This is a genomic window from Winogradskyella thalassocola, assembly GCF_900099995.1.
Lineage (GTDB): Bacteria > Bacteroidota > Bacteroidia > Flavobacteriales > Flavobacteriaceae > Winogradskyella > Winogradskyella thalassocola.
Window position 1 is genome coordinate 257,090 of the sequence record NZ_FNCZ01000001.1, and the last position, 23,661, is coordinate 280,750.

20 protein-coding genes are annotated in these 23,661 nt (G+C 33.8%); 8 read left to right on the top strand and 12 right to left on the bottom strand.

Annotated elements, in window-relative coordinates; genetic code table 11:
* Positions 1–10: 10 nt before the first annotated feature.
* Positions 11–1,804, bottom strand: a complete 1,794-nt coding sequence (gene uvrC / locus BLT80_RS01080; protein ID WP_092465741.1) for an excinuclease ABC subunit UvrC — start codon at positions 1,802–1,804, stop codon at positions 11–13.
* Positions 1,805–1,894: 90 nt separating this feature from the next.
* Here uvrC and BLT80_RS01085 point away from each other — a divergent pair, with 90 nt between their 5' ends.
* From BLT80_RS01085 to BLT80_RS01100, 4 genes are read left to right on the top strand one after another with little or no spacing between them, the layout of a single operon-like run.
* Positions 1,895–2,320, top strand: a complete 426-nt coding sequence (locus BLT80_RS01085; protein WP_092465742.1) for an ATP-dependent zinc protease family protein — start codon at positions 1,895–1,897, stop codon at positions 2,318–2,320.
* Positions 2,320–3,195, top strand: coding sequence for a 30S ribosomal protein S6--L-glutamate ligase (rimK, locus tag BLT80_RS01090; RefSeq protein ID WP_092465743.1), 876 nt, complete (start codon positions 2,320–2,322; stop codon positions 3,193–3,195). Before BLT80_RS01085 ends, rimK begins: the two co-directional genes overlap by 1 nt.
* A 3-nt stretch (positions 3,196–3,198) precedes the next feature.
* Entirely contained in the window at positions 3,199–4,167 is a 969-nt protein-coding gene (locus BLT80_RS01095; protein WP_092465744.1) for a succinylglutamate desuccinylase/aspartoacylase family protein, read from the top strand.
* Positions 4,164–4,727, top strand: coding sequence for a 5-formyltetrahydrofolate cyclo-ligase (locus tag BLT80_RS01100; protein WP_092465745.1), 564 nt, complete (start codon positions 4,164–4,166; stop codon positions 4,725–4,727). The genes BLT80_RS01095 and BLT80_RS01100 overlap by 4 nt, the downstream gene beginning before the upstream one ends.
* On the opposite strand, the gene BLT80_RS01105 is transcribed toward BLT80_RS01100, so the two are convergent.
* From BLT80_RS01105 to panC, 11 genes are all read right to left on the bottom strand, one after another.
* Complete coding sequence (locus tag BLT80_RS01105; RefSeq protein ID WP_092465746.1) at positions 4,681–5,346, bottom strand: lipoprotein signal peptidase; 666 nt, start codon at positions 5,344–5,346, stop codon at positions 4,681–4,683. The two genes, BLT80_RS01100 and BLT80_RS01105, sit on opposite strands and share 47 nt — an antisense overlap.
* Positions 5,347–5,373: 27 nt before the next feature.
* On the bottom strand, positions 5,374–5,982 hold the full coding sequence (locus tag BLT80_RS01110; RefSeq protein WP_092465747.1) for a hypothetical protein: 609 nt from the start codon (positions 5,980–5,982) through the stop codon (positions 5,374–5,376).
* A gap of 97 nt (positions 5,983–6,079) precedes the next feature.
* Positions 6,080–6,460, bottom strand: a complete 381-nt coding sequence (locus tag BLT80_RS01115) for a TraR/DksA family transcriptional regulator (RefSeq protein WP_092466847.1) — start codon at positions 6,458–6,460, stop codon at positions 6,080–6,082.
* 4 nt (positions 6,461–6,464) lie between these two features.
* Complete coding sequence (ileS, locus tag BLT80_RS01120; protein WP_092465748.1) at positions 6,465–9,866, bottom strand: isoleucine--tRNA ligase; 3,402 nt, start codon at positions 9,864–9,866, stop codon at positions 6,465–6,467.
* A gap of 135 nt (positions 9,867–10,001) precedes the next feature.
* The gene (radA, locus tag BLT80_RS01125) at positions 10,002–11,360 is read right to left on the bottom strand and encodes a DNA repair protein RadA (protein WP_092465749.1); all 1,359 of its coding nucleotides are present in this window, start codon (positions 11,358–11,360) and stop codon (positions 10,002–10,004) included.
* Between the two features lie 62 nt (positions 11,361–11,422).
* The gene (locus BLT80_RS19950) at positions 11,423–11,578 is read right to left on the bottom strand and encodes a hypothetical protein (RefSeq protein WP_175455519.1); all 156 of its coding nucleotides are present in this window, start codon (positions 11,576–11,578) and stop codon (positions 11,423–11,425) included.
* The gene (locus tag BLT80_RS01130) at positions 11,562–12,749 is read right to left on the bottom strand and encodes an alpha/beta hydrolase (protein WP_175455520.1); all 1,188 of its coding nucleotides are present in this window, start codon (positions 12,747–12,749) and stop codon (positions 11,562–11,564) included. Before BLT80_RS01130 ends, BLT80_RS19950 begins: the two co-directional genes overlap by 17 nt.
* Before the next feature lie 76 nt (positions 12,750–12,825).
* The gene (locus BLT80_RS01135) at positions 12,826–13,974 is read right to left on the bottom strand and encodes an alpha/beta hydrolase (protein WP_092465751.1); all 1,149 of its coding nucleotides are present in this window, start codon (positions 13,972–13,974) and stop codon (positions 12,826–12,828) included.
* A 43-nt stretch (positions 13,975–14,017) separates the two neighbouring features.
* The gene (locus BLT80_RS01140) at positions 14,018–14,977 is read right to left on the bottom strand and encodes a lysylphosphatidylglycerol synthase transmembrane domain-containing protein (RefSeq protein ID WP_092465752.1); all 960 of its coding nucleotides are present in this window, start codon (positions 14,975–14,977) and stop codon (positions 14,018–14,020) included.
* A 5-nt stretch (positions 14,978–14,982) separates the two neighbouring features.
* Positions 14,983–15,333, bottom strand: coding sequence for an aspartate 1-decarboxylase (gene panD / locus BLT80_RS01145; RefSeq protein WP_092465753.1), 351 nt, complete (start codon positions 15,331–15,333; stop codon positions 14,983–14,985).
* Between the two features lie 13 nt (positions 15,334–15,346).
* Positions 15,347–16,198 (bottom strand): pantoate--beta-alanine ligase, encoded by an 852-nt coding sequence (panC, locus tag BLT80_RS01150; RefSeq protein ID WP_092465754.1) that lies wholly within the window; start codon positions 16,196–16,198, stop codon positions 15,347–15,349.
* Between the two features lie 109 nt (positions 16,199–16,307).
* Between panC and BLT80_RS01155 the strand changes: the two genes are divergently transcribed.
* From BLT80_RS01155 to BLT80_RS01170, 4 genes are all read left to right on the top strand, one after another.
* Positions 16,308–17,120 carry a glycogen/starch synthase gene (locus tag BLT80_RS01155; RefSeq protein WP_092465755.1) on the top strand — a complete coding sequence of 271 codons (813 nt, stop codon included), beginning with the start codon at positions 16,308–16,310 and terminating at the stop codon, positions 17,118–17,120.
* Between the two features lie 8 nt (positions 17,121–17,128).
* Complete coding sequence (locus BLT80_RS01160) at positions 17,129–18,865, top strand: BamH family beta-barrel-assembly machinery protein (RefSeq protein WP_092465756.1); 1,737 nt, start codon at positions 17,129–17,131, stop codon at positions 18,863–18,865.
* Between the two features lie 12 nt (positions 18,866–18,877).
* Positions 18,878–20,725 carry a glutamine--fructose-6-phosphate transaminase (isomerizing) gene (gene glmS, locus BLT80_RS01165; protein ID WP_092465757.1) on the top strand — a complete coding sequence of 616 codons (1,848 nt, stop codon included), beginning with the start codon at positions 18,878–18,880 and terminating at the stop codon, positions 20,723–20,725.
* 173 nt (positions 20,726–20,898) lie between these two features.
* Positions 20,899–23,661, top strand: coding sequence for a TonB-dependent receptor (locus tag BLT80_RS01170; protein WP_092465758.1), 2,763 nt, complete (start codon positions 20,899–20,901; stop codon positions 23,659–23,661).

Sequence of the window (23,661 nt, forward strand, 5' to 3'; positions counted from 1 at the left end):
GTTTTTAAAATTATTCTTTATGGTAATAATTATATACTTTATTTGCTCTAGAAACCCCCACAACCGCTTCGAGTTCATCTAACTTGGCATTCGCTATTCGTTTAATGGTTTTAAATTGTTTCATTAAATCGACAATCGTTTGCTCACCTACGCCTGGAATATTTTCTAACTCCGTAGTCAAAGCACCTTTACTTCTTCGGTTTCTATGATGTTCTATCCCAAAGCGATGCGCTTCATTTCGTAGTTGTTGTATAATCTTTAAGGTCTCACTTTTTTTATCTAAATATAATGGAATTGGATCATCTGGATAGAATAATTCTTCTAAACGTTTTGCAATACCGATTATAGCTATTTTTCCACGTAACCCTAAGATATCTAAACTTTTTAAAGATGATGACAATTGCCCTTTTCCTCCATCTATGATTATGAGTTGAGGCAATAGCTGATCTTCGTCTAATAAACGTTTGTATCGTCTATAAACCACCTCTTCCATTGATGCAAAATCATCTGGACCTACAACAGTTTTAATATTAAAATGACGATAATCCTTTTTACTGGGTTTTCCATTTTTAAAAACCACACAAGCAGCCACTGGATTTGTTCCCTGAATGTTAGAATTATCAAAACACTCAATATGTCTTGGCTCTTCCGTTAAACGCAAATCGGCTTTCATTTGTGCCATTATTCTATTGGCATGCCGATCTGGATCTACAAGTTTTACCTGTTTAAATTTATCCATTCTAAAATACTTAGCATTTCTAATCGATAAATCTAGAATGTTCTTTTTGTCACCAAGTTTAGGTATCGTTACTTTAATATCCTCTCCCAAATTCACTTTAAAAGGTACATAAATTTCTTTTGAATTTGAATTGAAACGTTGCCTAATTTCGGTAATTGCAAGTTCTAATAATTGCAAATCCGTTTCTTGTAGTTTTTTCTTCAGCTCTAATGTATGAGACCTAATAATAGAGCCGTAACTTAACTGCAAAAAATTGACGTAAGCATACGTTTCATCACTAACTATTGAAAACACATCAACATTACTGATCTTAGGATTTACAATCGTAGACTTGGCTTGATAATTTTCTAAAACCTCTAATTTCTCTTTTATTTTCTGAGCATCTTCAAACTGCATGGCTTCTGCATGAATCCTCATTTGTATCCTAAATTGCTGTAAAGAATCTTTGAAATTTCCTTTTAAAATTTCTCTAATAGCAACAATATTAGCTTGATATTCCTCTTCGGTTTCATAACCTTCGCAAGGTCCTTTACAGTTTCCTAAATGATATTCTAAACAAACTTTATACTTACCAGCTTCAATCTTAGATTCAGACAAATCATAATTACAAGTTCGTAATTGGTACAACCCTTTTATGAGTCCTAAAAGCGTTTTTACCGTTTTCATACTTGTGTATGGCCCAAAATACTCTGAACCATCCTTAATAATACGACGTGTGGGAAACACTCTTGGAAAACGCTCCTTCTTAATACAAATCCATGGGTACGATTTATCATCTTTTAATAAGACGTTGTATTTAGGCTTATACTTTTTTATGAGGTTATTCTCAAGAAGTAAGGCATCATTCTCGGTTTCTACAACAATGTGTTTTACCGATGCAATGTTTTTTACTAAAACGCGTGTTTTACCATAGTCGTGATGCTTGGTAAAATAACTACTCACTCGTTTTTTTATATCTTTAGCTTTTCCGACGTAGATTAAATGTTCGTCTGCATCAAAATACTGGTAAACTCCAGGTTGATGAGGAAGCGTTTTTATCTGTATGTCTAGAGTAGATTCTGGCATTTAACCAAAGGTAATAATTCGTAAAAAGATATGTGTATAATTAATACACTTTATCATTACCTTGCACCTCTTTTTTATATATTTCAATTTATGACAAAAAAAGTTTTGGGACGCGTAGACAAAGTCAATTTTCCCGAATTAAAATTAAATAACATCGATGTTAAAATAGATACAGGGGCTTATACTTCTGCTATTCATTGCTCTAAAATTAGAGAAGAAGATGGCAAACTTTATTGCATTTTTGAAAGTAAAGGCCATCCTAACTTTAAAAGCGAAGAAATAGCTTTTAATACCTACACATATACAGATGTAAAAAGCAGCAATGGACATAAAGAAAACCGCTACAAAATTAAAACTACCGTAGTATTCTTTGGAAAAAGCTATAAGATTAACTTAACTTTAAGCACTAGAGACGATATGAGGTTCCCGGTGTTAATAGGCCGTCAATTTTTAAAACATAAATTTTTGGTCGATGTCGACTTAGAAAATCAATCCTTTAAACAAAACATAATTTAATGAACATAGTTATTCTTTCGCGTAACCCGGAACTCTATTCTACACAACGCCTTGTTGAAGAGGGGGAAAAAAGAGGTCATAAAATAGAAATCATTGACCCCTTAAAATGCGATATTATTATAGAGAAGGAGAAACCAACCATTTATTATAAAGATAGATACCTCGATTATGTAGATGCTGTTATTCCTAGAATTGGTGCTTCAATCACTTTTTACGGCTGTGCAGTTGTTCGTCAGTTTGAAGAGATGGGCGTTTTTACCATTGCTCCATCGGATGCTATAACGCGCTCTCGAGATAAGTTGAGAAGCTTACAACGCCTAAGTAAGGCTGGAATTGGGATGCCTAAAACGGTATTTACCAATTATTCTAGAGATGTAGAAGAAGTTATTAATTATGTTGGAGGAACACCTGTAATTATAAAATTACTCGAAGGCACCCAAGGATTAGGTGTGGTTTTGGCTGAAACAAAAAATGCAGCTGAATCTGTATTAGAAGCCTTTAATGGCTTACAGGCAAGAGTTATTGTGCAAGAGTTTATTAAAGAAGCTAAAGGCGCAGATTTAAGAGCTTTAGTTGTAGATGGCCAGGTTGTTGGCGCTATGAAACGCCAAGGAAAAGAAGGAGAATTTAGATCTAATTTACATCGTGGTGGTTCTGCTAATATCATAAAATTAGATGAAGACGAACTAAAGTTAGCAATGAGAGCCGCTAAAGTTCTAAAGCTTCCTGTTTGTGGTGTAGATATGTTACAGTCTGCGAGAGGTCCTTTATTATTAGAGGTAAACTCTACTCCAGGGCTCGAAGGTATTGAAGGTGCAACTCAAAAAAATATTGCTAAAGCTATTATTACTTTTATCGAAAGAAACAGAAAATAAAACATGCCAAAAGATATTTTAAATATTTTAGGAGTCGAAGTAGCTCCTGGTAAAAGTGTTACTGCAACTTTTGAAGTTGCAAAGTTACATACCAGAAATACATTAGAAGTTCCTATTATAATTGAACGATCTAAAAAACCTGGCCCAACTGTTTTAATGACTGCTGGGATCCATGGTGATGAAATTAATGGTGTAGAAATTATAAGGCAAATTATCGCCAAGGGTATTAACGTTCCAAAGACCGGTACCATTATTTGTGTTCCAGTAATTAACGTTTTTGGCTTTTTGAATATGGATCGCCTATTTCCAGATGGACGAGATTTAAATCGTTCTTTTCCTGGAAGTGCTAATGGTTCTCTTGCAAGTAGAGTCGCTCATTTTGTAATGACAGAATTAGTGCCTCACGTCGATTTTGCTATGGATTTCCATACAGGCGGTGCGGGACGATTTAATGCTGCTCAAATACGAATTGTAAGAGACAATGAACAACTTACAGAATTAGCACATGTTTTTGGTGCTCCTTTTATATACTATTCTCAAAACTTAAATAAATCTTATAGAAATGCTTGTGATAAAGCAGGCATACCAATGTTATTATTTGAAGGCGGCAAATCATTTAATATTGATACTAATATTACCAATACAGGTGTTAATGGTGCCAAACGTGTCTTGCACCATTTAGGCATGCTAAGAACTAAATTTAAAGTCTCTAGACCTAAAGTTAGTGCAGTAATCATTGAAGAAAGTAAATGGCTAAGAGCTAAATATTCTGGAATGTTCAAAGCCACTGCAACCATAAATTCAAAAGTCACTAAAGGACAAGTTCTAGGTAATATTACGGATCCTTACGGTAGCTTTAATTATTTTGTAAAAGCACCAAATGATGGTTATATATTTAACGTCAATGAATCGCCAATAATCTATCAAGGTGATGCTATTTTCCATATTTCAACTGAGATTAAAAACTCATGAAAAAGCCTTTATTAAGAAAAAAATATAAAAATTTACGTCAACAATTATCTCATACTCAGGTTGACGATTACAGTATAGAAATTGCGAATCAGTTGTTAAAGCTAGATATTTGGGATAAATCCTTTTACCATGTTTTTTTAACTATTGAAGAGCAAAAAGAAATCAACACGGATTACATCCTTAATATTTTAGCCGGAAAGGATAAAAATATCATCATTTCTAAAAGTCATATTGAAGACTACAGCATGACGCATTTTCTGTTAACGGATAATACAACGCTTAAAAAAAGCAAGTATAATGTTCCCGAACCTATTGATGGTATTGAAATACAACCAGCGCAATTAGAGGTCGTATTTATTCCACTTTTAGCATTCGATCAAATAGGAAACAGGGTTGGTTACGGAAAAGGATTTTACGATCGATTTTTAGCACATTGTAAACCAGAAACTTTAAAAATTGGTTTGTCTTTTTTTGAAGCTGAGGATGAAACTATTGAAGCTTTCGAAGATGATATTAAACTAGATTATTGTGTGACTCCGAATCGGATATTTCAATTTTAATAGGCTCTTCAAAAGCCTTCTTGTTGAACACAATTAAAATCCCAATCCCTGTGCTTATAGCCATATCGGCGACATTAAAAACAGGATCAAAAAACGAAAAATATTTGCCTCCAATTAAAGGTAGGTTGTCTGGCATTACACCACTCCAAATCGGAAAGTGAAGCATATCTACAACATTTCCATGAAACACCTTCGCATAACCACCTTCTTCTGGTAAAAATGATGCAACCTGCATTATGCTATCGTTAAACAACACTCCATAGAACACAGAATCTATAATATTACCTAAAGCACCTGCGAAAATAATAGAAATAGCAAAAATTAAGATTTTAGATTTCTTCTTTTTTGTGACATCTAATAACCAAAATGCAATACCTGTAACCGCAACAATTCTAAATAAAGTTAATACTAATTTAGCTGTTTCATCTGAAATAAAACTTACAAAATCGCTCAGTTTTGTTCCCCAAGCCATGCCGTCATTTTCGATAAAGGCAATTTTAAACCAAGAAAAAACGGTAACATCCTCACCTAATTGAAAATGGGTTTTTATATAAATTTTACTGATTTGATCAATCAATAGAATAACAACAATAATAAGTGTGGCTTTCTTTAAAGACATCAAAAGGTTTTAAACAAAAATAATGGATTAATCTGGCTTTACAACTGTAATATTTCCCTTAATAGATTTCAAGTTCCAAATTGAAATTGCATCAGAAAAGTCATCTAGTGTGATTTTTCCATGATTAGAATTAGCAACAACTTCAGCATGTTTAGTGACAACATTAATATCACCATCAAAAGTATTTATCATGGCTGTTTTCGCATCACCTTCAATATAACACTGCCCTTGTAACAATTGAATATACAGCGAATTAAAATCTCCTTTTAGATCTACTGAACCAATATCACTTACAATATTTAAAGCGAGATCTTCCGGGATTTCCAAATGCAAGGTTGCTGCAATAACTTTGTGTGCATTTCGCTTATCATCTGGTATGTCATTAAATGATAAATGCTCTAAACTCAATTTCAGCATGTGATTATTTTCACTTAATACCACTTGAAATTCATTTTGATATTCACCATCTAAAGTCGATCTTATTTTAATTTTATCTGTCTTAGATGTTGAAACTGAAATTCTAAAAATTTGATTGGCATTGATTGAAATGGTATCTATTTTTTCAGCAGTAATATTCTTTTCTAAAACATTTTGAGCTTTTAAGCTGATACCACTAGAAAATAAAATAAGAAGCATAAAAAAAGCCTTGAAATTAAAATTCAAAGGCTTTATGATCTTGTTTTTATTCAAAATAGAATCTCAATATAATGAGAATCCTGCTTTCGCAGGAATATTATTGCATATTCTTAGCTTCAATGCTCAAGGTTGCATGCGGCACTAACTTTAAACGTTCTTTGTTTATGAGTTTTCCTGTAACACGACACACTCCATACGTTTTATTCTCGATGCGGATAATAGCATTTTTTAAATCGCGAATAAACTTTTCTTGACGAATAGCTAATGCTGAATTCGCTTCTTTACTCATGGTTGCACTTCCTTCTTCAAAAGCTTTAAACGTTGGTGATGTATCATCAGTACCGTTATCAAAGTCATTCATATAAGCACTTTTTATAAGCTCTAAATCATGCTCAGCTTTTTTTATTTTTTCTTGAAGTATAGCTTTAAATTCTGCTAAATCTTTATCAGCATATCTATTGTTAGTTTCCGTATTCATAATGTTAATGTTTTTGAATAAATAATTTGGTATTGACATCGTCAAATACAATTTCTATACCATTATTTATAGTGTCCATAATTTGTAATTCTTCGGTTAAGGTTTCAGATTTAATATACGCCTCATTTGAAGAAATAGCTTCCACTATCTGGTCATCTTTTTGAAGTTGTACGTCAATTCTGTCCGTAACCTCAAATCCTGAATCTTTACGCAAGTTCTGGATTCTATTTACGAGCTCTCTAGCAATCCCTTCTTTACGTAATTCTTCACTGATGGTAACATCTAAAGCTACTGTTAAAGCACCTTCATTAGCTACAAGCCATCCTTCAATATCTTGCGATGTAATCTCTACATCTTCCAACTCTAAGGTAATAGTTTTTTCGTTAATAACTAATTCTAAATTACCTTTTTGTTCAATAGTTTTAATGTCGTCTGCAGACAATCCGTTAATGGCATTTGCGATCAACTTCATGTCTTTTCCAAATCGTGGTCCAAGGGCCTTAAAATTCGGTTTTATTTGTTTTACCAAGATATCTGAAGCATCTTCTAAAAGCTCAATTTCTTTGATATTAACTTCGTGTTTAATTAAATCTGCAACGGCTTCAATCTCTTCCTTTTGCTGTTTATTATCAACAGGAATCATTATTTTCTGTAACGGTTGACGCACTTTAATCTTCTCCTTAGCTCTCAACGATAATACTAACGAACATATGGTTTGTGCACTCTCCATTTTGTGTTCCAAAACTTTATCTATAGCGCTTTCATTTACTTCCGGAAAATCAGCTAAATGCACACTTTCAAAAGTTTCCTTTTTAGTCACAGCATTTAAATCTAAATACAAACGGTCCATAAAGAAAGGTGCAATTGGCGCTCCTAACTTGGCAATGGTTTCCATACAGGTATAAAGTGTTTGATATGCCGAAATTTTATCGGTTTGGTAATCACCTTTCCAAAAACGTCTTCTACTTAAACGTACGTACCAGTTACTTAAATAATCTTGTGTGAAATCTGAAATTGCTCTTGCAGCTCTCGTTGGTTCGTAGTCTTCGTAAAATTTATCAACTTTCTGAATTAAGGTATTTAATTCTGACAAAATCCAACGGTCAATTTCTGGTCTTTCGTTTAATGGAATATCAGCTTCACTATAATCGAAACCATCAATATTGGTATAAAGCGTGAAGAATGAATAGGTATTATAAAGTGTTCCGAAGAATTTACGACTTACCTCAGCAATACCTTCACTATCAAATTTTAAGTTATCCCATGGATTTGCATTACTAATCATGTACCAACGCGTCGCATCAGCTCCATACTTTGATAAGGTTTCAAAAGGATCCACTGCATTTCCTAAACGTTTGGACATTTTCTGTCCGTTTTTATCTAAAACTAATCCGTTCGAAACGACATTTTTATATGCAACATCATCAAAAATCATGGTGGCTATGGCGTGAAGCGTATAAAACCAACCTCTTGTTTGGTCAACACCTTCAGCAATGAAATCTGCTTTTCTCCACGTATCATCAACCTTTGCTTTGTTTTCAAAAGGGTAATGCCATTGTGCGTAAGGCATAGAACCAGAGTCAAACCACACATCTATTAAATCACTTTCACGATTCATCGGTTGTCCTGATGCAGAAACCAACACAATTTTATCCACTACGTTTTTATGCAAATCGATAGTATCGTAATTTTCTTCAGACATATTATCAACTTCAAAATCTTTGAAGATATCTTCCGTCATAAAACCAGCTTCAACCGACTTAGCCATCTCTGACTTTAATTCTTTTACGGATCCGATGCAAATTACTTCTTTACCATCTTCGGTTCTCCAGATTGGTAATGGAATTCCCCAAAAACGCGAACGTGATAAATTCCAATCGTTTGCATTAGCTAACCAATTACCAAAACGACCTTCTCCAGTTGATTTTGGTTTCCAGTTAATTCCGGTATTTAGCTCATGCATTCTTCCTTTTACATCTGTGATTTTAATAAACCACGAATCTAATGGGTAGTATAAAATTGGCTTGTCTGTTCTCCAGCAATTTGGGTAACTGTGCTTATATTTTTCTACCTTAAAGGCTTTATTTTCTGTTTTTAATTGAATAGCAAGCTCAACATCTATAGAACGTTCTGGTGCTTCTCCATCATCGTAATATTCGTTTTTTACATATTTACCTGCATACTCAGCCATTTCTGGTCTAAACTTTCCTTGTAAATCTACCAATGGCACTAAATTGCCATTCTCATCCTTAACTAAAAGTGGTGGTACTTCTGGTGAAGCTTGTTTTGCTACCAAAGCATCATCGGCTCCAAAAGTTGGTGCTGTATGGACAATTCCTGTTCCATCTTCAACCGTTACGAAATCACCAGAAATAATTCTAAAGGCGTTTTCAGGATTGTCATTTGGAAGTGCATATGGTAATAATTGCTCGTAAGTAATACCTACTAAATCTTTCCCTATGAATTCTTTAACGACGTAATAAGGGATTTTTTTATCTCCTTCTTTGTACTCAATTAATTCTGGTTTAGTTTCAACACGTTTAAATTTACCATCAAATTGCTTGTTGACTAAATTCTTAGCCAATACCACATTCATAGGTTTAAATGTGTATTGGTTATAAGTTTCAACTAAAACATAGTCAATTTTTGGTCCAACCGTCAAGGCTGTATTACTTGGCAATGTCCAAGGTGTTGTTGTCCAAGCTAAAAAGAAAATATCGCCTTCATTTTTAAGAAAATCTGGTAACGACTCTTCATTAGCTTTAAACTGAGCCACAACCGTTGTATCAGTAACATCTTGATACGTTCCTGGCTGATTAAGCTCGTGCGAACTTAAACCAGTTCCTGCTTTTGGAGAATACGGCTGAATTGTATAGCCTTTGTATATTAGATCTTTCTCGTAAATCTGCTTCAATAACCACCAAACCGTTTCCATGTATTTGGATTTGTAGGTAATGTACGGATCGTCCATATCTACCCAATACCCCATTTTCTTGGTAAGGTCATTCCAGATTCCGGTATAACGCATTACAGCAGTTTTACACGCTTCGTTGTATTCTTCGACTGTAATTTTTTTACCAATATCTTCTTTGGTAATACCGAGTTCTTTTTCTACACCAAGCTCAACTGGTAAACCGTGTGTATCCCAACCTGCTTTACGTTTCACCTGAAAACCTTTCATGGTTTTATAACGTGGAAAAATATCTTTAATCGCACGTGCTAAAACGTGGTGTACACCAGGCAAACCGTTTGCAGAAGGTGGTCCTTCAAAAAACACAAAAGGTGGTTTTCCTTCTCTTGTTGTAACACTTTTATCGAAGATGTCGTTAGCTTCCCAATAGTTGCCGATTTCCTCAGCAACGTTTGACAAGTTAAGTCCTTTATATTCAGGGAACTTTGTACTCATTATTCTGTTTTCTTTTCGAGCAGCGAAATTACAGAATTTTGTGGAAATATTATAAGATATTAAATGGTAAACATAACGAGACCTCACAGATTTTTAAAACCTATGAGGTCTATGAATAAAATGACTTCATTTTTCTTAAACCAAAAACCCAACTAAATCTTCAATCTTAGAAATCAATTGAATTTTAATTACCGTATTCTTCAAAGCAATTTTATTGTATTTAGATACGAAAATGGTTGAGAAACCTAATTTTTCGGCTTCTAAAATACGTTGCTCTACACGCTGTACTGGTCTTATTTCGCCAGACAGACCGACTTCGGCAGCAAAACAGAAATCACTTTGTAAAGCCACATCTTCATTAGATGAAAGTATCGCAGCAACAACAGCCAAATCTATTGCAGGATCATCAACTGTGATACCTCCTGTAATATTTAAAAACACATCCTTTGCTCCTAATCTGAAACCCGCCCGTTTTTCTAAAACAGCCAATAACATATTTAATCGTTTTGCATTAAAACCTGTAGCTGAACGCTGTGGTGTTCCGTAAACTGCAGTACTGACTAAGGCCTGCACTTCTATCATTAATGGTCGCAAGCCTTCTAAAGTCGCAGCAACTGCATTACCTGAAAGTTCTCCATCTTTCTCAGAAATTAATATTTCGGATGGGTTAGAGACTTCTCGCAATCCTGAACCTTGCATTTCGTATATCCCTAATTCATTTGTTGAACCGAATCGGTTTTTGTTAGCTCTTAGAATTCTAAATACATGATTTCGGTCTCCTTCAAATTGAAGAACCGTATCGACCATGTGTTCTAAAATTTTTGGACCAGCAATGTTACCATCTTTTGTGATATGCCCTATTAACAAAACTGGAGTGGCTGTTTCTTTGGCGAATTTAATAAGTTCAGATGTGCATTCCTTTACTTGAGAAATACTCCCGGCAGATGACTCTATATAATCGCTATGCAAAGTTTGAATAGAATCGATAACCACAATATCTGGTTCTAAAGCTTCAATCTGCTTAAAGATATTCTGAGTTTTGGTTTCGGTTAGAATATAGCAGTTGTTACTATTAGGCTGAATACGTTCTGCACGCATTTTTATTTGTTTCTGACTTTCTTCACCTGAAACATAAAGCGTTTTGTATTCTAAATTTAATGCAATTTGAAGTAAAAGTGTACTTTTTCCAATGCCTGGTTCTCCACCTAATAAGGTTAAAGATCCATGCACCATTCCACCACCTAATACACGATTAAATTCTCCATCGCGCATATCTAAACGTGCTTCTTTAGAGGTATCAATTTCGTTAATCAATAGTGGTTTTGAAACCCGCTTTGAAGCTGTGGTTGGTGTTTTCCAATCACTCTTTTCAGGTTTTTGAATTACTTCTTCAGTAATGGTATTCCACTCCTTACAAGAGGTACATTGTCCTTGCCATTTAGCATATTGACTACCACAATTCTGACAAAAAAAAGTTGTTTTTACTTTAGCCATGTTCACGTCCTGTGCCAACAGGAATCTGTTTTTAAATTTGAAACAGCTAAATTATAACAATTTTAATTGATGTCTCTAAACCAACCCATAATAGCTAAAACTTTAAGTGTTGCTATTTTTGCAGGTAAATCTGAGAACATATAAACTTTTGCCTTGTCGTACAATGATTCAAAGAAGTAATCTGTGGACAATCTGTGTTTTCTAGTTCTCTTCATCATCGTCTTCATTATCATCAATATCCTCATCTAAATCTACTACAGTTAACTCATCAATCTTAGAGAAAATATAATCTCTATTAATATGGCTCACGTCATTTAATGTTAAGGCAGATTCATATAATTTCTTTGCTTTTTTCGTCTTACCTAGTTTTTCTGCAGATTGCGCTAAATAATACGTACCCATTAAAGATTCTGGATGAAGTTTATTCGCTAACGTTCCTAGTTTACCGAGTGATTTTATATCGTCGCGTTGTTCTGCAATTTTAATTACTTTTTCTATTTCGTCTTCACTAATTTCTTTTTTAATACCAAATAGTTTTTCTATTCTTTTGTATCGATCCGTTAAGTAATTATCTAAAGTACCCTCATAAGGCAATACTTTTTCTTCAAGTTCTTTTTCTCTCAACGGATTGTAGATATCGAAAATCTTTTCAAAAGACCTTGCCAAAGCACTTGTTACCAAAGTGTAATGATTTTCATCTTTAAAATCATCAAAATAATACGTTAGGCTTTGGTTTTCAACCGCCTTTATTTGTGCATTTGTAGAAAGGATATTTTCCCGTAGTTGCGGTATATCTTTTTCTGCAGTTGCTAAATAATAGAATATATCATCTTTAAAAAGGGATAAGCGTTTTGGAATAAAGTTATTTAACGATCCTATAAAATCTGGACTAATACAAACGTAAGCCTGAAAATCGAGCTCATCTTTAAATAAATACGAGTTAATTAAATTGCCCATGTTATCATGACCAACAGCAACTCTAAACTTGCTAGTATTGTATTTTTTATCTATATATGGTAATAATTCGTCGGAAACAAAATTATGGAATCTAAGCCCCGATTCTGTTGGCAACCCTGTAGCTGGATCATAATAACCATCATAGAAACGGTTATCTCCTTGCATAATACCAACAACGATTGAACCTGGCATGTTGTCAAAATACGTTTGAAAATCGACTTGACCTGTAACAGGTTCAAACAAATAATCCCCATCAAAAACAATAATTACAGGATACTTTTCGTCAGCATCGGCATCATAATTCTTTGGTAGTTTAACTTTTAGTTTCCGTACGGCATTAAGTTTTGCCGAGGATATTTCCTGGTAGGTTGTTTGCGCAAATGAAGATGCACAAATTAGACATGCAAGAACTACAAAAATAGTTTTTCTCATGATAAGTAGGTTTAGATTTGGGATTCCAAACATACACAATTATCGCTAAGTTGTCAATTTTTTTCGATGAAATGCATCACTGTTTCATCTTGTCCTGAATTTCGTACATCTTATCGAGCATCATTTCTTTATCTACAGATTGCGATGGTTCTAATAATAGGCCGGATTTATAACGCTGTAAAGCTCTTTTTAAATTGCCTTCTTTTTCATTACACATACCTGAGTAATAAGCACTTAACATAGACTTAGGAAAGTTCTTATTAATTAATTTAGATAATTTCTCTAACGACTCTAAGTCTTCCTTCTTATTACTTGCAGCTGCAATAGCTCTAATATCGTTTTCAATTAATTTTTTTTCAAAACCATAAAAATGTTCTATGTCTTCATACTTTTTAACTAAATAATCGTAGGGTGATCCTTCAAAAGTGAGGACTTTTTCAGAATATTCTTTAGCGTTTATAGGTTTAAAAAGTGTAAAAATTTGATTTAATGCTTTTGGAATTCCTCTCCCAACTAACGAATAATGATTGGCATCTTCAAAATCATCAAACTTATATAGGAATTTTTCATTTTCTATGGTAGAAATAATAGAGTCACTTTCTAAAACTGAAGCTCTAATAGCTTTTATATCAGCATCAGCAGTGGCCATATAATAAAACGTTTCTTGCTTTAAAATAGACAATCGCTGTTTTAATCTATACATCATTTCTGGTGCAAAATCAGGACTTAAAGCGACATAAGCCCTAAATAAAGGTTCGTCTTTAAATAAATAATAATTTATAAAATTAGCACCCAAATCGTGTCCAACGATTATTCTAAAATTAGAAGCATTGTAATTATCTTCAATAAATGGTAATAGCTCGGCTGCCATAAACTCATAAAATGAAGCCCCATCATGTGACGGAAAAAATGATTCATTATCATAAAAGAAATCATCTGTTCTAGTAGTGGCCTGGTTAATCCCTACAACAATGCAATCTGGAATATCTTCCCAATACGATTGATAATCTATATTACCCGCAATTGGCTCAAATAAATAATCACCATCTAAAACAATAATTAAGGGATAAGACCTTTTTTCATCAGGATTATAGTTTCTTGGTAATTGAATTTTTAATTCACGTTTTCCTTCAAGCTTATAAGAATCAATAGTTTTATAAATTGCTTGAGACTGAACATTTAGACCTATAAAAAGAGCTATAAGAAGTAGGTAAAAATTCTTCATAATATGCATAAATTAAAAATTTAAAGTAAGGTAAAAAATATTTTTATAATCTTGTTTTCTTTCTGTTATAAATAGGTAAATATAACAATGACAAACCACCAATAACAATAATAACCAATGTTTGGGTTGACCAAACTATCCACCCGAACGCTCTACTCGGATCTTCAGCCATACCAAATAACGAAAAAGCAATGACTACTGCTTCTGGAAATGAGCCAATCCCTCCATTTGTAGCGGCTATACTAAAACTAGACAAAATAAATCCGATGAGAATTGCTGCTAATGTTATGTTCTCTAATTCAGGCAAAGCAAATGTAGTAACATAAAACATAAGTACATACATTACCCAAATAAATAAAGTATGCCCTATAAAAGCCCATTTTTTCTTCATTTTAAAAATGCTGAGTGCTCCTTCTAACAGACCAACTATAAATGCTTTTACTTTTAATGCAAACTTGGATTTACCCTTCTTTATAAATAAAAATAACACTAATGCTCCTAAAAGCAATAGTGAACCTCCAAATAATAAAGAGGTTGAATTAAATCGCTCTTCAAAAAATTTAAAGATAAATTCAAATTCTAAAAAAAAGGCTACTGCTATTATTGAAAGCAACATAATGGTATCGGCTATTCGTTCTGCAACTATAGTTCCAAAACCTTTATCGAACGGAATTTCTTCATAATTCTTTAAAATCGTAGCTCTAGCAACTTCCCCAGCACGTGGAATAGTAAAATTAATGAGATAAGCCGAATATACAGCCATTAAGCTATTCCCAAATTTTGGTTTAAACCCTAATGGTTCTACCATAAATAGCCAACGATACGCTCTAGACATATGACTAAGAACACCTAGACAAACACCAAGAACAATCCAAGTATAATCAGCATCTTTAAAATACTGAACTAACGTAGGAATAGAAATTTTAGATAAAGAATACCATACCAATCCAACTCCTAAGAGTAATGGTAAAACAACTTTTAGAATGGATTTAGCTTTGGCCACCTAGTTTACTTTAGGAGATTCGTAGCCTCGTCTGGAAACACCAATGAAGGTTTAAATACCTTAGCTTTCTCAATATCCATAAATGCATAAGTGATAAGAATAAGCGTATCTCCAACAGCCACTTTACGTGCTGCCGCTCCATTAAGTGTGATTTCACCACTATTTCGAGGTCCCGGAATACAATAGGTTTCTAACCGTTCACCATTGTCATTATTAACAATCTGAACTTTTTCACCTTGTATAATATTAGCCGCTTCCATTAAGTCTTCGTCAATAGTAATACTACCAATATAATTAAGTTTGGCTCCTGTAACCCTTACACGATGAATTTTCGATTTTACAACTTGTATTTGCATACCACAAAGATAATTAATTTAAAGCGATATTATCTATCAATCTTATATCGCCTGCATATACAGCTATAAATGCTCTATATGACTTTTTTGTTGATTTTCGTTTTACCGGTTTTAAGGTTGCTATATCGGCAATTATAAAATACTCTAACTCTAAGAGTCCTTGTTTTTTAAATTGTGAATTAACCCATTCCGTTACATTCTGAGCACTTTTTGTGCCAAACTTTGTTTTGGCAGCTATTAGTGTTTTATAAATAAATGGTGAAGCAGCTCTATGTTCTATTGACAGTCTTGCATTTCTAGAGCTCATAGCCAAACCATCCTCTGCTCTGTGAATTGGACAGCCAATAATCTCAACTGGCAAATGATGTAGTTCTACAAGTTTTCTAATAATCTGTAATTGCTGAAAATCTTTTTCGCCAAAATATGCACGATTTGGCTTAACAATTTCAAACAAACGCTTAACAATGGTACCGACACCATCAAAATGCCCTTTTCTAAAAGCACCTTCCATCTCATGCTCTAAACCATCAAAAGTAAATGCCTGAGATTGCACATCACCACCGTAAATATCTCCATTAGAAGGAGCATAAATAATGATACGATCTTCATCCACCGTTTTTAAAAGTGCAATATCTGCTTCTAGTGTTCTTGGGTAATTAACTAGGTCCTCCTCGTTATTAAATTGGGTGGGATTAACAAAAATACTGACAACAACAACGTCGTTTTCTCTTAATCCATTATTAACCAATGACAAATGCCCCTGATGTAATGCTCCCATTGTTGGTACAAATCCAATAGTACTACCATTGCCTTTTAGGGTACCGATATAACCTGATAATTTAGTTTTATTTTGAAAGTTTTTCAATGCTGTAACAAAATTTTAACGCATGCAAACATAATATAATACTAGCAATCTGCCCAAATTTTTGTAATTTTGCATGTTTTTTACTATTAATTTCAAAAGCAGCAGATTTATGAAAGATAAACGAATATTGTATGTGTCCTCGGAAGTTGTTCCATATTTACCAGAAACTGAGATTTCTTCAATGTCATTTGAAGCGCCAAGAATGGTAAACAAACAAGGAGGTCAGATTAGAATATTTATGCCTCGCTTTGGAAATATTAATGAGAGAAGACATCAATTGCACGAAGTTATTAGACTTTCTGGTATTAACTTAGTGATTAACGATTTAGACATGCCTTTGATTATTAAGGTAGCATCTATTCCTAAAGAACGTATCCAGGTTTACTTTATAGATAATGAAGATTATTTTAAAAGAAAAGCAACCTTAACAGATGAAGACGGAAAATTATTTTCAGATAACGACGAACGTGCCATTTTCTTTGCAAAAGGTGTTATAGAAACGGTTAAAAAACTGAATTGGGCTCCAGATATTATTCATGTTAATGGTTGGTTGGCGTCATTACTTCCATTGTACTTAAAAGAGTTTTATAAAACGGAACCTTTATTTACTGAAAGTAAAATTGTAACCTCTGTTTACAATCAAAGCTTTGAAGGGACGTTAGATAAAGACATGATATCTAAAGTAAATTTTGATGGTTTGGATGCAGAAACAACAGAACTATTAAAGCAACCAGATTATATTAATTTAATGAAAGTTGCGATTGATAATTCTGACGCCGTTATTAGAGGTTCTCAAGAGTTACCTGAAGAATTAGATACGTATTTAAACGATTTAACAAAACCTGTATTAGACTATTATTCAATTGATGAATTTGCAGATCCATACACAGAGTTTTATAACAACGCTGTATTAAATAGTTAATATTACCTATGAAAAAAAATAAAATTGCCCTACAGATCCTATCAATTGGCCTAATTGTTCTAAGTTTTAGTGCCTGTGATGATGATTTTGTATCCCTAGAGTCTGATCTTATAAATAGTGGTGTTGCAACAAATTTTGATATTGATTCAGATAAATACGATGTCGTAGCATATACCAAGGCTTTAGCACCAGTACAAACGAATCGTCTTGGACTAACCACATTAGGCATATATGATGATGCCTATGGTAGAACAACTTCAAGTTTTGTAACACAGTTAACACCAATTACGTACAATCCAACTTTTGGAGACGAAGCAAAGATTGATTCTGTTGTGGTTACCCTCCCCTATTTTAGCACTGCAACAGGTATTGACGATGATGGTAACATTACTTACACACTAGATTCAGTGATCTCTAAAGGAGAAAATTACAATAACATAAAATTGAGAATTTTTGAAAATAATTATTTTATAAGAGATTTTGATCCTAGCGCTGGTTTTAATGAAGAGCAAGCTTATTATTCAGACCAAACGGCTTCGTCGTCAGAGACAATATCAACTACGGCTTTAGAGGGTGCAGAACTTACTTTTGTAGATTATGACAACGACACAGGTAGTATTATGACTGTAGTTAACAATGAGATTGACATAAACGACAAAGGCTATAGCTTAAAAGACGTTAATGAATTAGATGAAAATGGAGATAAAACTCTATTACTAAACCAATCTCCAGGAATAAGAATTATGTTAGAACCTTCTTTTTGGGAAGATAAAATACTAGCTAAAGAGGGAGATCCTGTTTTAAGTAACTTAAATAATTTTACAGAGTATTTTAGAGGTCTTTATTTTAAAGCTGAAGCAGTAAACGATGATGGCAGTTTTCTTGTTTTAAACACAGGAAGCACAAATAATGCTAACATCACAATTTATTACTCAAAATTAACAGCATCAACTACAGATGGAGCAGATATAAGAGATAACTCAACTTACGTTCTTAACTTTGGCTCTAATAAAATTAATTTTCTTGTAAACGATTTTACATTACCTATTGATAATGGAGATTCAGATGCTGGAGATAGTAGAATCTACTTAAAAGGAGGACAAGGTGCTATTGCCGGGATAAAATTATTTGATGGCTACGATGACGAAGCTGGTATGACTAAATTTGACAAATTCAGAAATGATTTTGTTAACTTAAACCCAGAAGATGATACATTTGAGAGTTCTAAACGCCTAGTAAACGAAGCAAATCTTGTTTTTTATGTTGATAGAGATCAACTAGACTTATTAAATGAAGATCCAGAAAATGAACCTAATCGCTTGTATCTGTATGATGTACCAAATAAAACGCCGTTAATCGATTATTATTTAGATGTTACTAATACCGCTCTACCTTCGTTTTCTAAGATTAGACATCTTGGCGCTTTACAACGTGTAGACGATGAGCCAAGTAGTAAAGGTGTAAAATACAAATTGAAAATTACGGAACATATCAACAATTTATTATTAAGAGATTCTACAAATGTTGAACTTGGTTTAGCTGTTTCTCTAAACGTAAATATCGAAGACCCTAGTGTTAGCTTTTCACAGAATAAAGTGCAAACCGTTGATGATTTAGATTTAACAGTTCCTGTAAGCTCAATCCTAACACCAAGAGGAACTATATTGTATGGTAACAATACACCTGAATCGGATCAAAGTAAGCGTGTTTACTTAGAAATATATTATACAGAACCAAATTACTAAAAAAAATAACCTATGTGTGGAATTGTTGGATACATTGGCCATCGAGAGGCTTATCCTATTATTATTAAAGGACTTCAAAGACTAGAATACAGAGGCTATGATAGTGCTGGTATTGCCTTATACGACGGAAATGCAATTAAACTATCAAAGACTAAAGGCAAAGTTTCTGACCTCAAAAATAAAATAGAGAACGAAATTTCTACAGATGGAACTTTAGGTATTGGACATACACGTTGGGCTACTCATGGTGTACCAAACGATGTAAATTCTCACCCGCACTACTCTAATTCTGGAGACTTAGTCATTATTCATAATGGAATCATTGAGAATTACGATTCCTTAAAAAAAGAATTAATTAAACGTGGTTACACGTTTCATTCAGATACAGATACCGAAGTATTGGTTAATCTTATTGAAGAGGTACAAAAAAACGATAACCTAAAACTAGGTAAAGCCGTTCAAGTTGCTTTAAACCAAGTTGTAGGTGCTTATGCTATTGCAGTTTTTGACAAGAATAAACCTAATGAAATTGTTGTAGCAAAACTCGGTAGCCCATTAGCAATAGGTATTGGTGATGATGAGTTTTTCATAGCAAGTGACGCTTCTCCTTTTATAGAATATACTAAGAACGCTATTTATCTTGAAGATGAAGAAATGGCCATTATTAGAAGAGGTAAAAAAATAAAAGTCCGAAAAATTAAGAATGACGTTTTAGTAGATCCTTATGTACAAGAACTTCAACTTAATTTAGAACAAATCGAAAAAGGTGGTTACGACCATTTTATGCTTAAAGAGATTTATGAGCAACCTAGTGCTATTTTAGACACCTTTAGAGGTCGTTTACTAAGTAATGAAGGCATGATTAAATTAGCTGGTGTTGAGGATAATATGAAAAAATTCTTAGCAGCTGACCGTATCATCATCGTAGCATGTGGTACATCTTGGCATGCTGGCTTAGTTGCAGAATATATATTTGAAGATTTAGCGAGAATTCCTGTTGAAGTAGAGTATGCTTCAGAATTTAGATATAGAAATCCTGTAATTACAGAAAAAGATATTGTTATCGCTATTTCTCAATCTGGTGAAACCGCAGATACTTTAGCTGCTATAAAATTAGCAAAATCCAAAGGAGCTTTTGTTTTTGGAGTGTGTAATGTTGTTGGATCAACGATAGCAAGAGAAACAGACGCAGGTGCTTATACGCATGCTGGCCCAGAAATTGGAGTAGCATCAACTAAAGCTTTTACTACACAGATTACTGTATTAACCTTAATGGCATTACGTCTTGCGAGAGCTAAAGGTACCATGTCGAGTTCAGAATTTAGACATCACCTTATTGAGCTTGAAACCATCCCTGGAAAAGTTGAAGAAGCTTTAAAATCGGATGCTTACGTAAAAACTGTTGCAGAAATTTATAAAGATTCTAAAAACTGTTTATATCTAGGTCGTGGATTTAATTTCCCTGTCGCTTTAGAAGGAGCTTTAAAACTTAAAGAGATTTCTTATATTCATGCTGAAGGATATCCTGCCGCAGAAATGAAACATGGTCCTATTGCTCTTATTGATGAGCATATGCCAGTTATCGTTATTGCAACTAAAATGGGACATTATGATAAAGTGGTGAGTAACATTCAAGAAATTAAAGCTCGAAAAGGTAAAATTATAGGTATTGTTACAAAAGGCGATACAAGTGTTAAGGAACTTGCAGATCATGTGATTGAAGTACCTGAAACATTAGAGTGCTTAACTCCTTTATTAACCACTATTCCTTTACAGTTATTATCATATCATATTGCTGTAATGTTAGAAAAAAATGTGGATCAGCCTAGAAACCTAGCTAAATCTGTTACTGTAGAATAAGCAAGAACAGTTATCAAAATCATATTTCAGAGCCTAAAAATTGAAACATTCTCAATTTTTAGGCTTTATTTTTACAACAAAATGCTATGCGTGCATAATTTTATGAGAATTTCTTATTGAATTTTCATATATTTAATTAAATTGCTCATCTAATTAATTAACTAATCTCTAACATGAAGACAATCTTAAAGCTTTTCACTATGCTTTTTTGTGTGGCATCTTTTGCTCAAACCACTATAAAAGGTAAAATTATTGACAATACTGGGTTACCATTACCTGGTGCAAACATTGTAATAGTAGGAACTAGTACAGGTACAGTATCTGACTTTGACGGAAACTATACCCTAACAGCTACTCAAGAACTACCCTTTTCAATTCGTGTAAGTTACGCTGGTTTTGAACCTCAAACTATCGAGATTACTTCCAACAATCAAGTCGTAGACGTAACATTAGCTGAGGGCAACTCATTTGATGAAGTTGTAATTTCTGCATCACGTACCCCTGAACGAATTTTCGAATCACCAGTAACTGTAGAACGTTTCGGCTTAAAAGAAATTAAAAATACAGCTTCCGCAAGTTTCTATGAAGGACTAGAAAACCTTAAAGGTGTTGACGTCAACACAAATAGTTTAACCTTCAAATCTATAAACACTAGAGGTTTTGCAACATTCGCAAACACACGTTTTATGCAGTTAGTAGATGGTATGGATAATTCTGCACCAGCATTAAACTTTCCTATTGGAAATTTGGTAGGAATGAACGAAACTGATGTATTTAGTGTTGAGTTATTACCTGGAGCGGCATCTGCACTATATGGAGCAAATGCTTTTAATGGTATCTTATTTATGCGTAGCAAGAGTCCTTTTGACTTTCAAGGTATAAGCGGTTACCACAAACAAGGTATAACATCACAAGATGCAGGTGGAGACAATACTTATAGAGATTCTGGTATTAGAATGGCTTATAAATTTAGCGAAAAATTTGCAGCCAAAGTGAACTTTGGATGGTTAAAAGGAACTGACTGGACTGCTAATAACTATAACGGTAAACCAGGAACAGGTGACACAAGAGAAAGTGTAGGTTATGACGGAATCAACGTATACGGTGATTTAGTTTCTACCAATATTAGAACAGCATCAGGTTTAGGTATTATTCCAGATGTAGTAGTAAGTAGAACAGGTTACGAAGAAAGACACCTAACAGACTATAATGCGGAAAGTATTAAAGCCGATTGGGGATTATACTTTAGACCTTGGGAAAACGATTTTGAAATTCAATATATCGGAAAATATGGTACAGGTAATACGATATACCAAGGTAGTAACAGGTACAATATTGCCGGTTTCTCTCAACAACAACATAAAATTGAAGTGAGAAATGATAATTTCTTCGTTAGAGGTTATGTAGTTTCTGATGACGCTGGAGATTCTTATGATATGGTCTTTACAGGTGTTAACATTCTGAATGCTTGGAAACCTCACGCACAATGGTTTCAAGAATACATTGGAGCATATGCAGGTGCAACATTAGGGGGTGCTACAGACACTCAAGCACATGTTGCCGCAAGAGCAGCTGCAGAAACAGGTAGATTCGAACCAGGTACTCCAGAATTTGATGCTGCATTTGAAAGAAGTATCAATGACCCTAGCTTACTTACCGGATCAAAATTTCAAGATCAATCAAAATACTATCATAGTGATGCTAATTACAACTTTAGTCATTTATGGGATGCCGTAGATGTTCAAGTAGGTGGTTCTTACAGAAAATACAGTTTAAATTCTTCTGGAACAATTTACACGGATTTTGATGGCCCTATCGATTATTCTGAATATGGAATCTATACGCAACTTCAAAAAGAATTAGAGTTAAATGAAGATATGACATTAAAACTTACAGCTTCTGCACGTTATGATAAGTCAGAATTTTTTGATGGCTTTCTTTCTCCAAGAATCTCTGCTGGTTTAACGGTAAACAGAAATCATAATATTAGAGCGTCGTTACAAACAGGTTTTAGAAACCCAACCACGCAAGATTTATTTATTGGTCTTGACGCTGGAGCAAGAGTCTTAGTTGGTTCTGCACCTACAAATTTAGATCGTTATGAAAGAACTCACAACGTTAATCCAGGTGGTATTGCTTTAGGTCAGCCAGCTACGATTACTCAAACAGGTCGTGCGGCTTATGAAAATTCATACTTAAATTCGTCTGTAATAGCTTATTTGGCGAGTGGTAATACCGTAGGGACTAGAGATGCTAGCTTATTAGAAGTAGGTAATTCTGATATCGTTACACCTGAAAAAATTACGTCTATGGAAGTTGGATATAGAGGTAAATTAGATAAGGTAATCATAGATATGAGTATTTACTATAACAAATACCAAGACTTTATTTCTGGAGAAATTGTTAGTGCACCTTTATATGGAACGGCTGGAACCAACGATATTTCTGTGGATGCAATTTCAAATCGCGATTACAAAGATTACCAAACCTACAGTAATTCAGAAGCAGATGTTAATTCATATGGTGGATCTATAGGTTTAGATGTAAAAGTTTTAGGCGGTTTTGATTTAGGTGGAAGTTATACTTATACGAAACAAGATTTTGATCAAGCTGCGTTCCCTGATTTTATCACAAGTTTTAATACTCCAGAACACAAGACTAAACTTAGTTTTGGAAATACAGAGGTCGTTAAAAATATCGGATTTAATCTTGCTTGGAGATGGAGTGATAACTATTATTGGCAAGCAACCTTCGGTAACGGAGACATCCCAGCCTATCATGTTTTAGATGCTCAAGTGAATTTCAAAATACCTGCGCTAAAGTCCTCATTAAAACTAGGTGCTACAAACTTACTTGGAGATGAATACTTTACTGCTATTGGAGTAGGAAGTATTGGCTCTATGTATTATGCATCTTGGACTATTAATAACTTATAA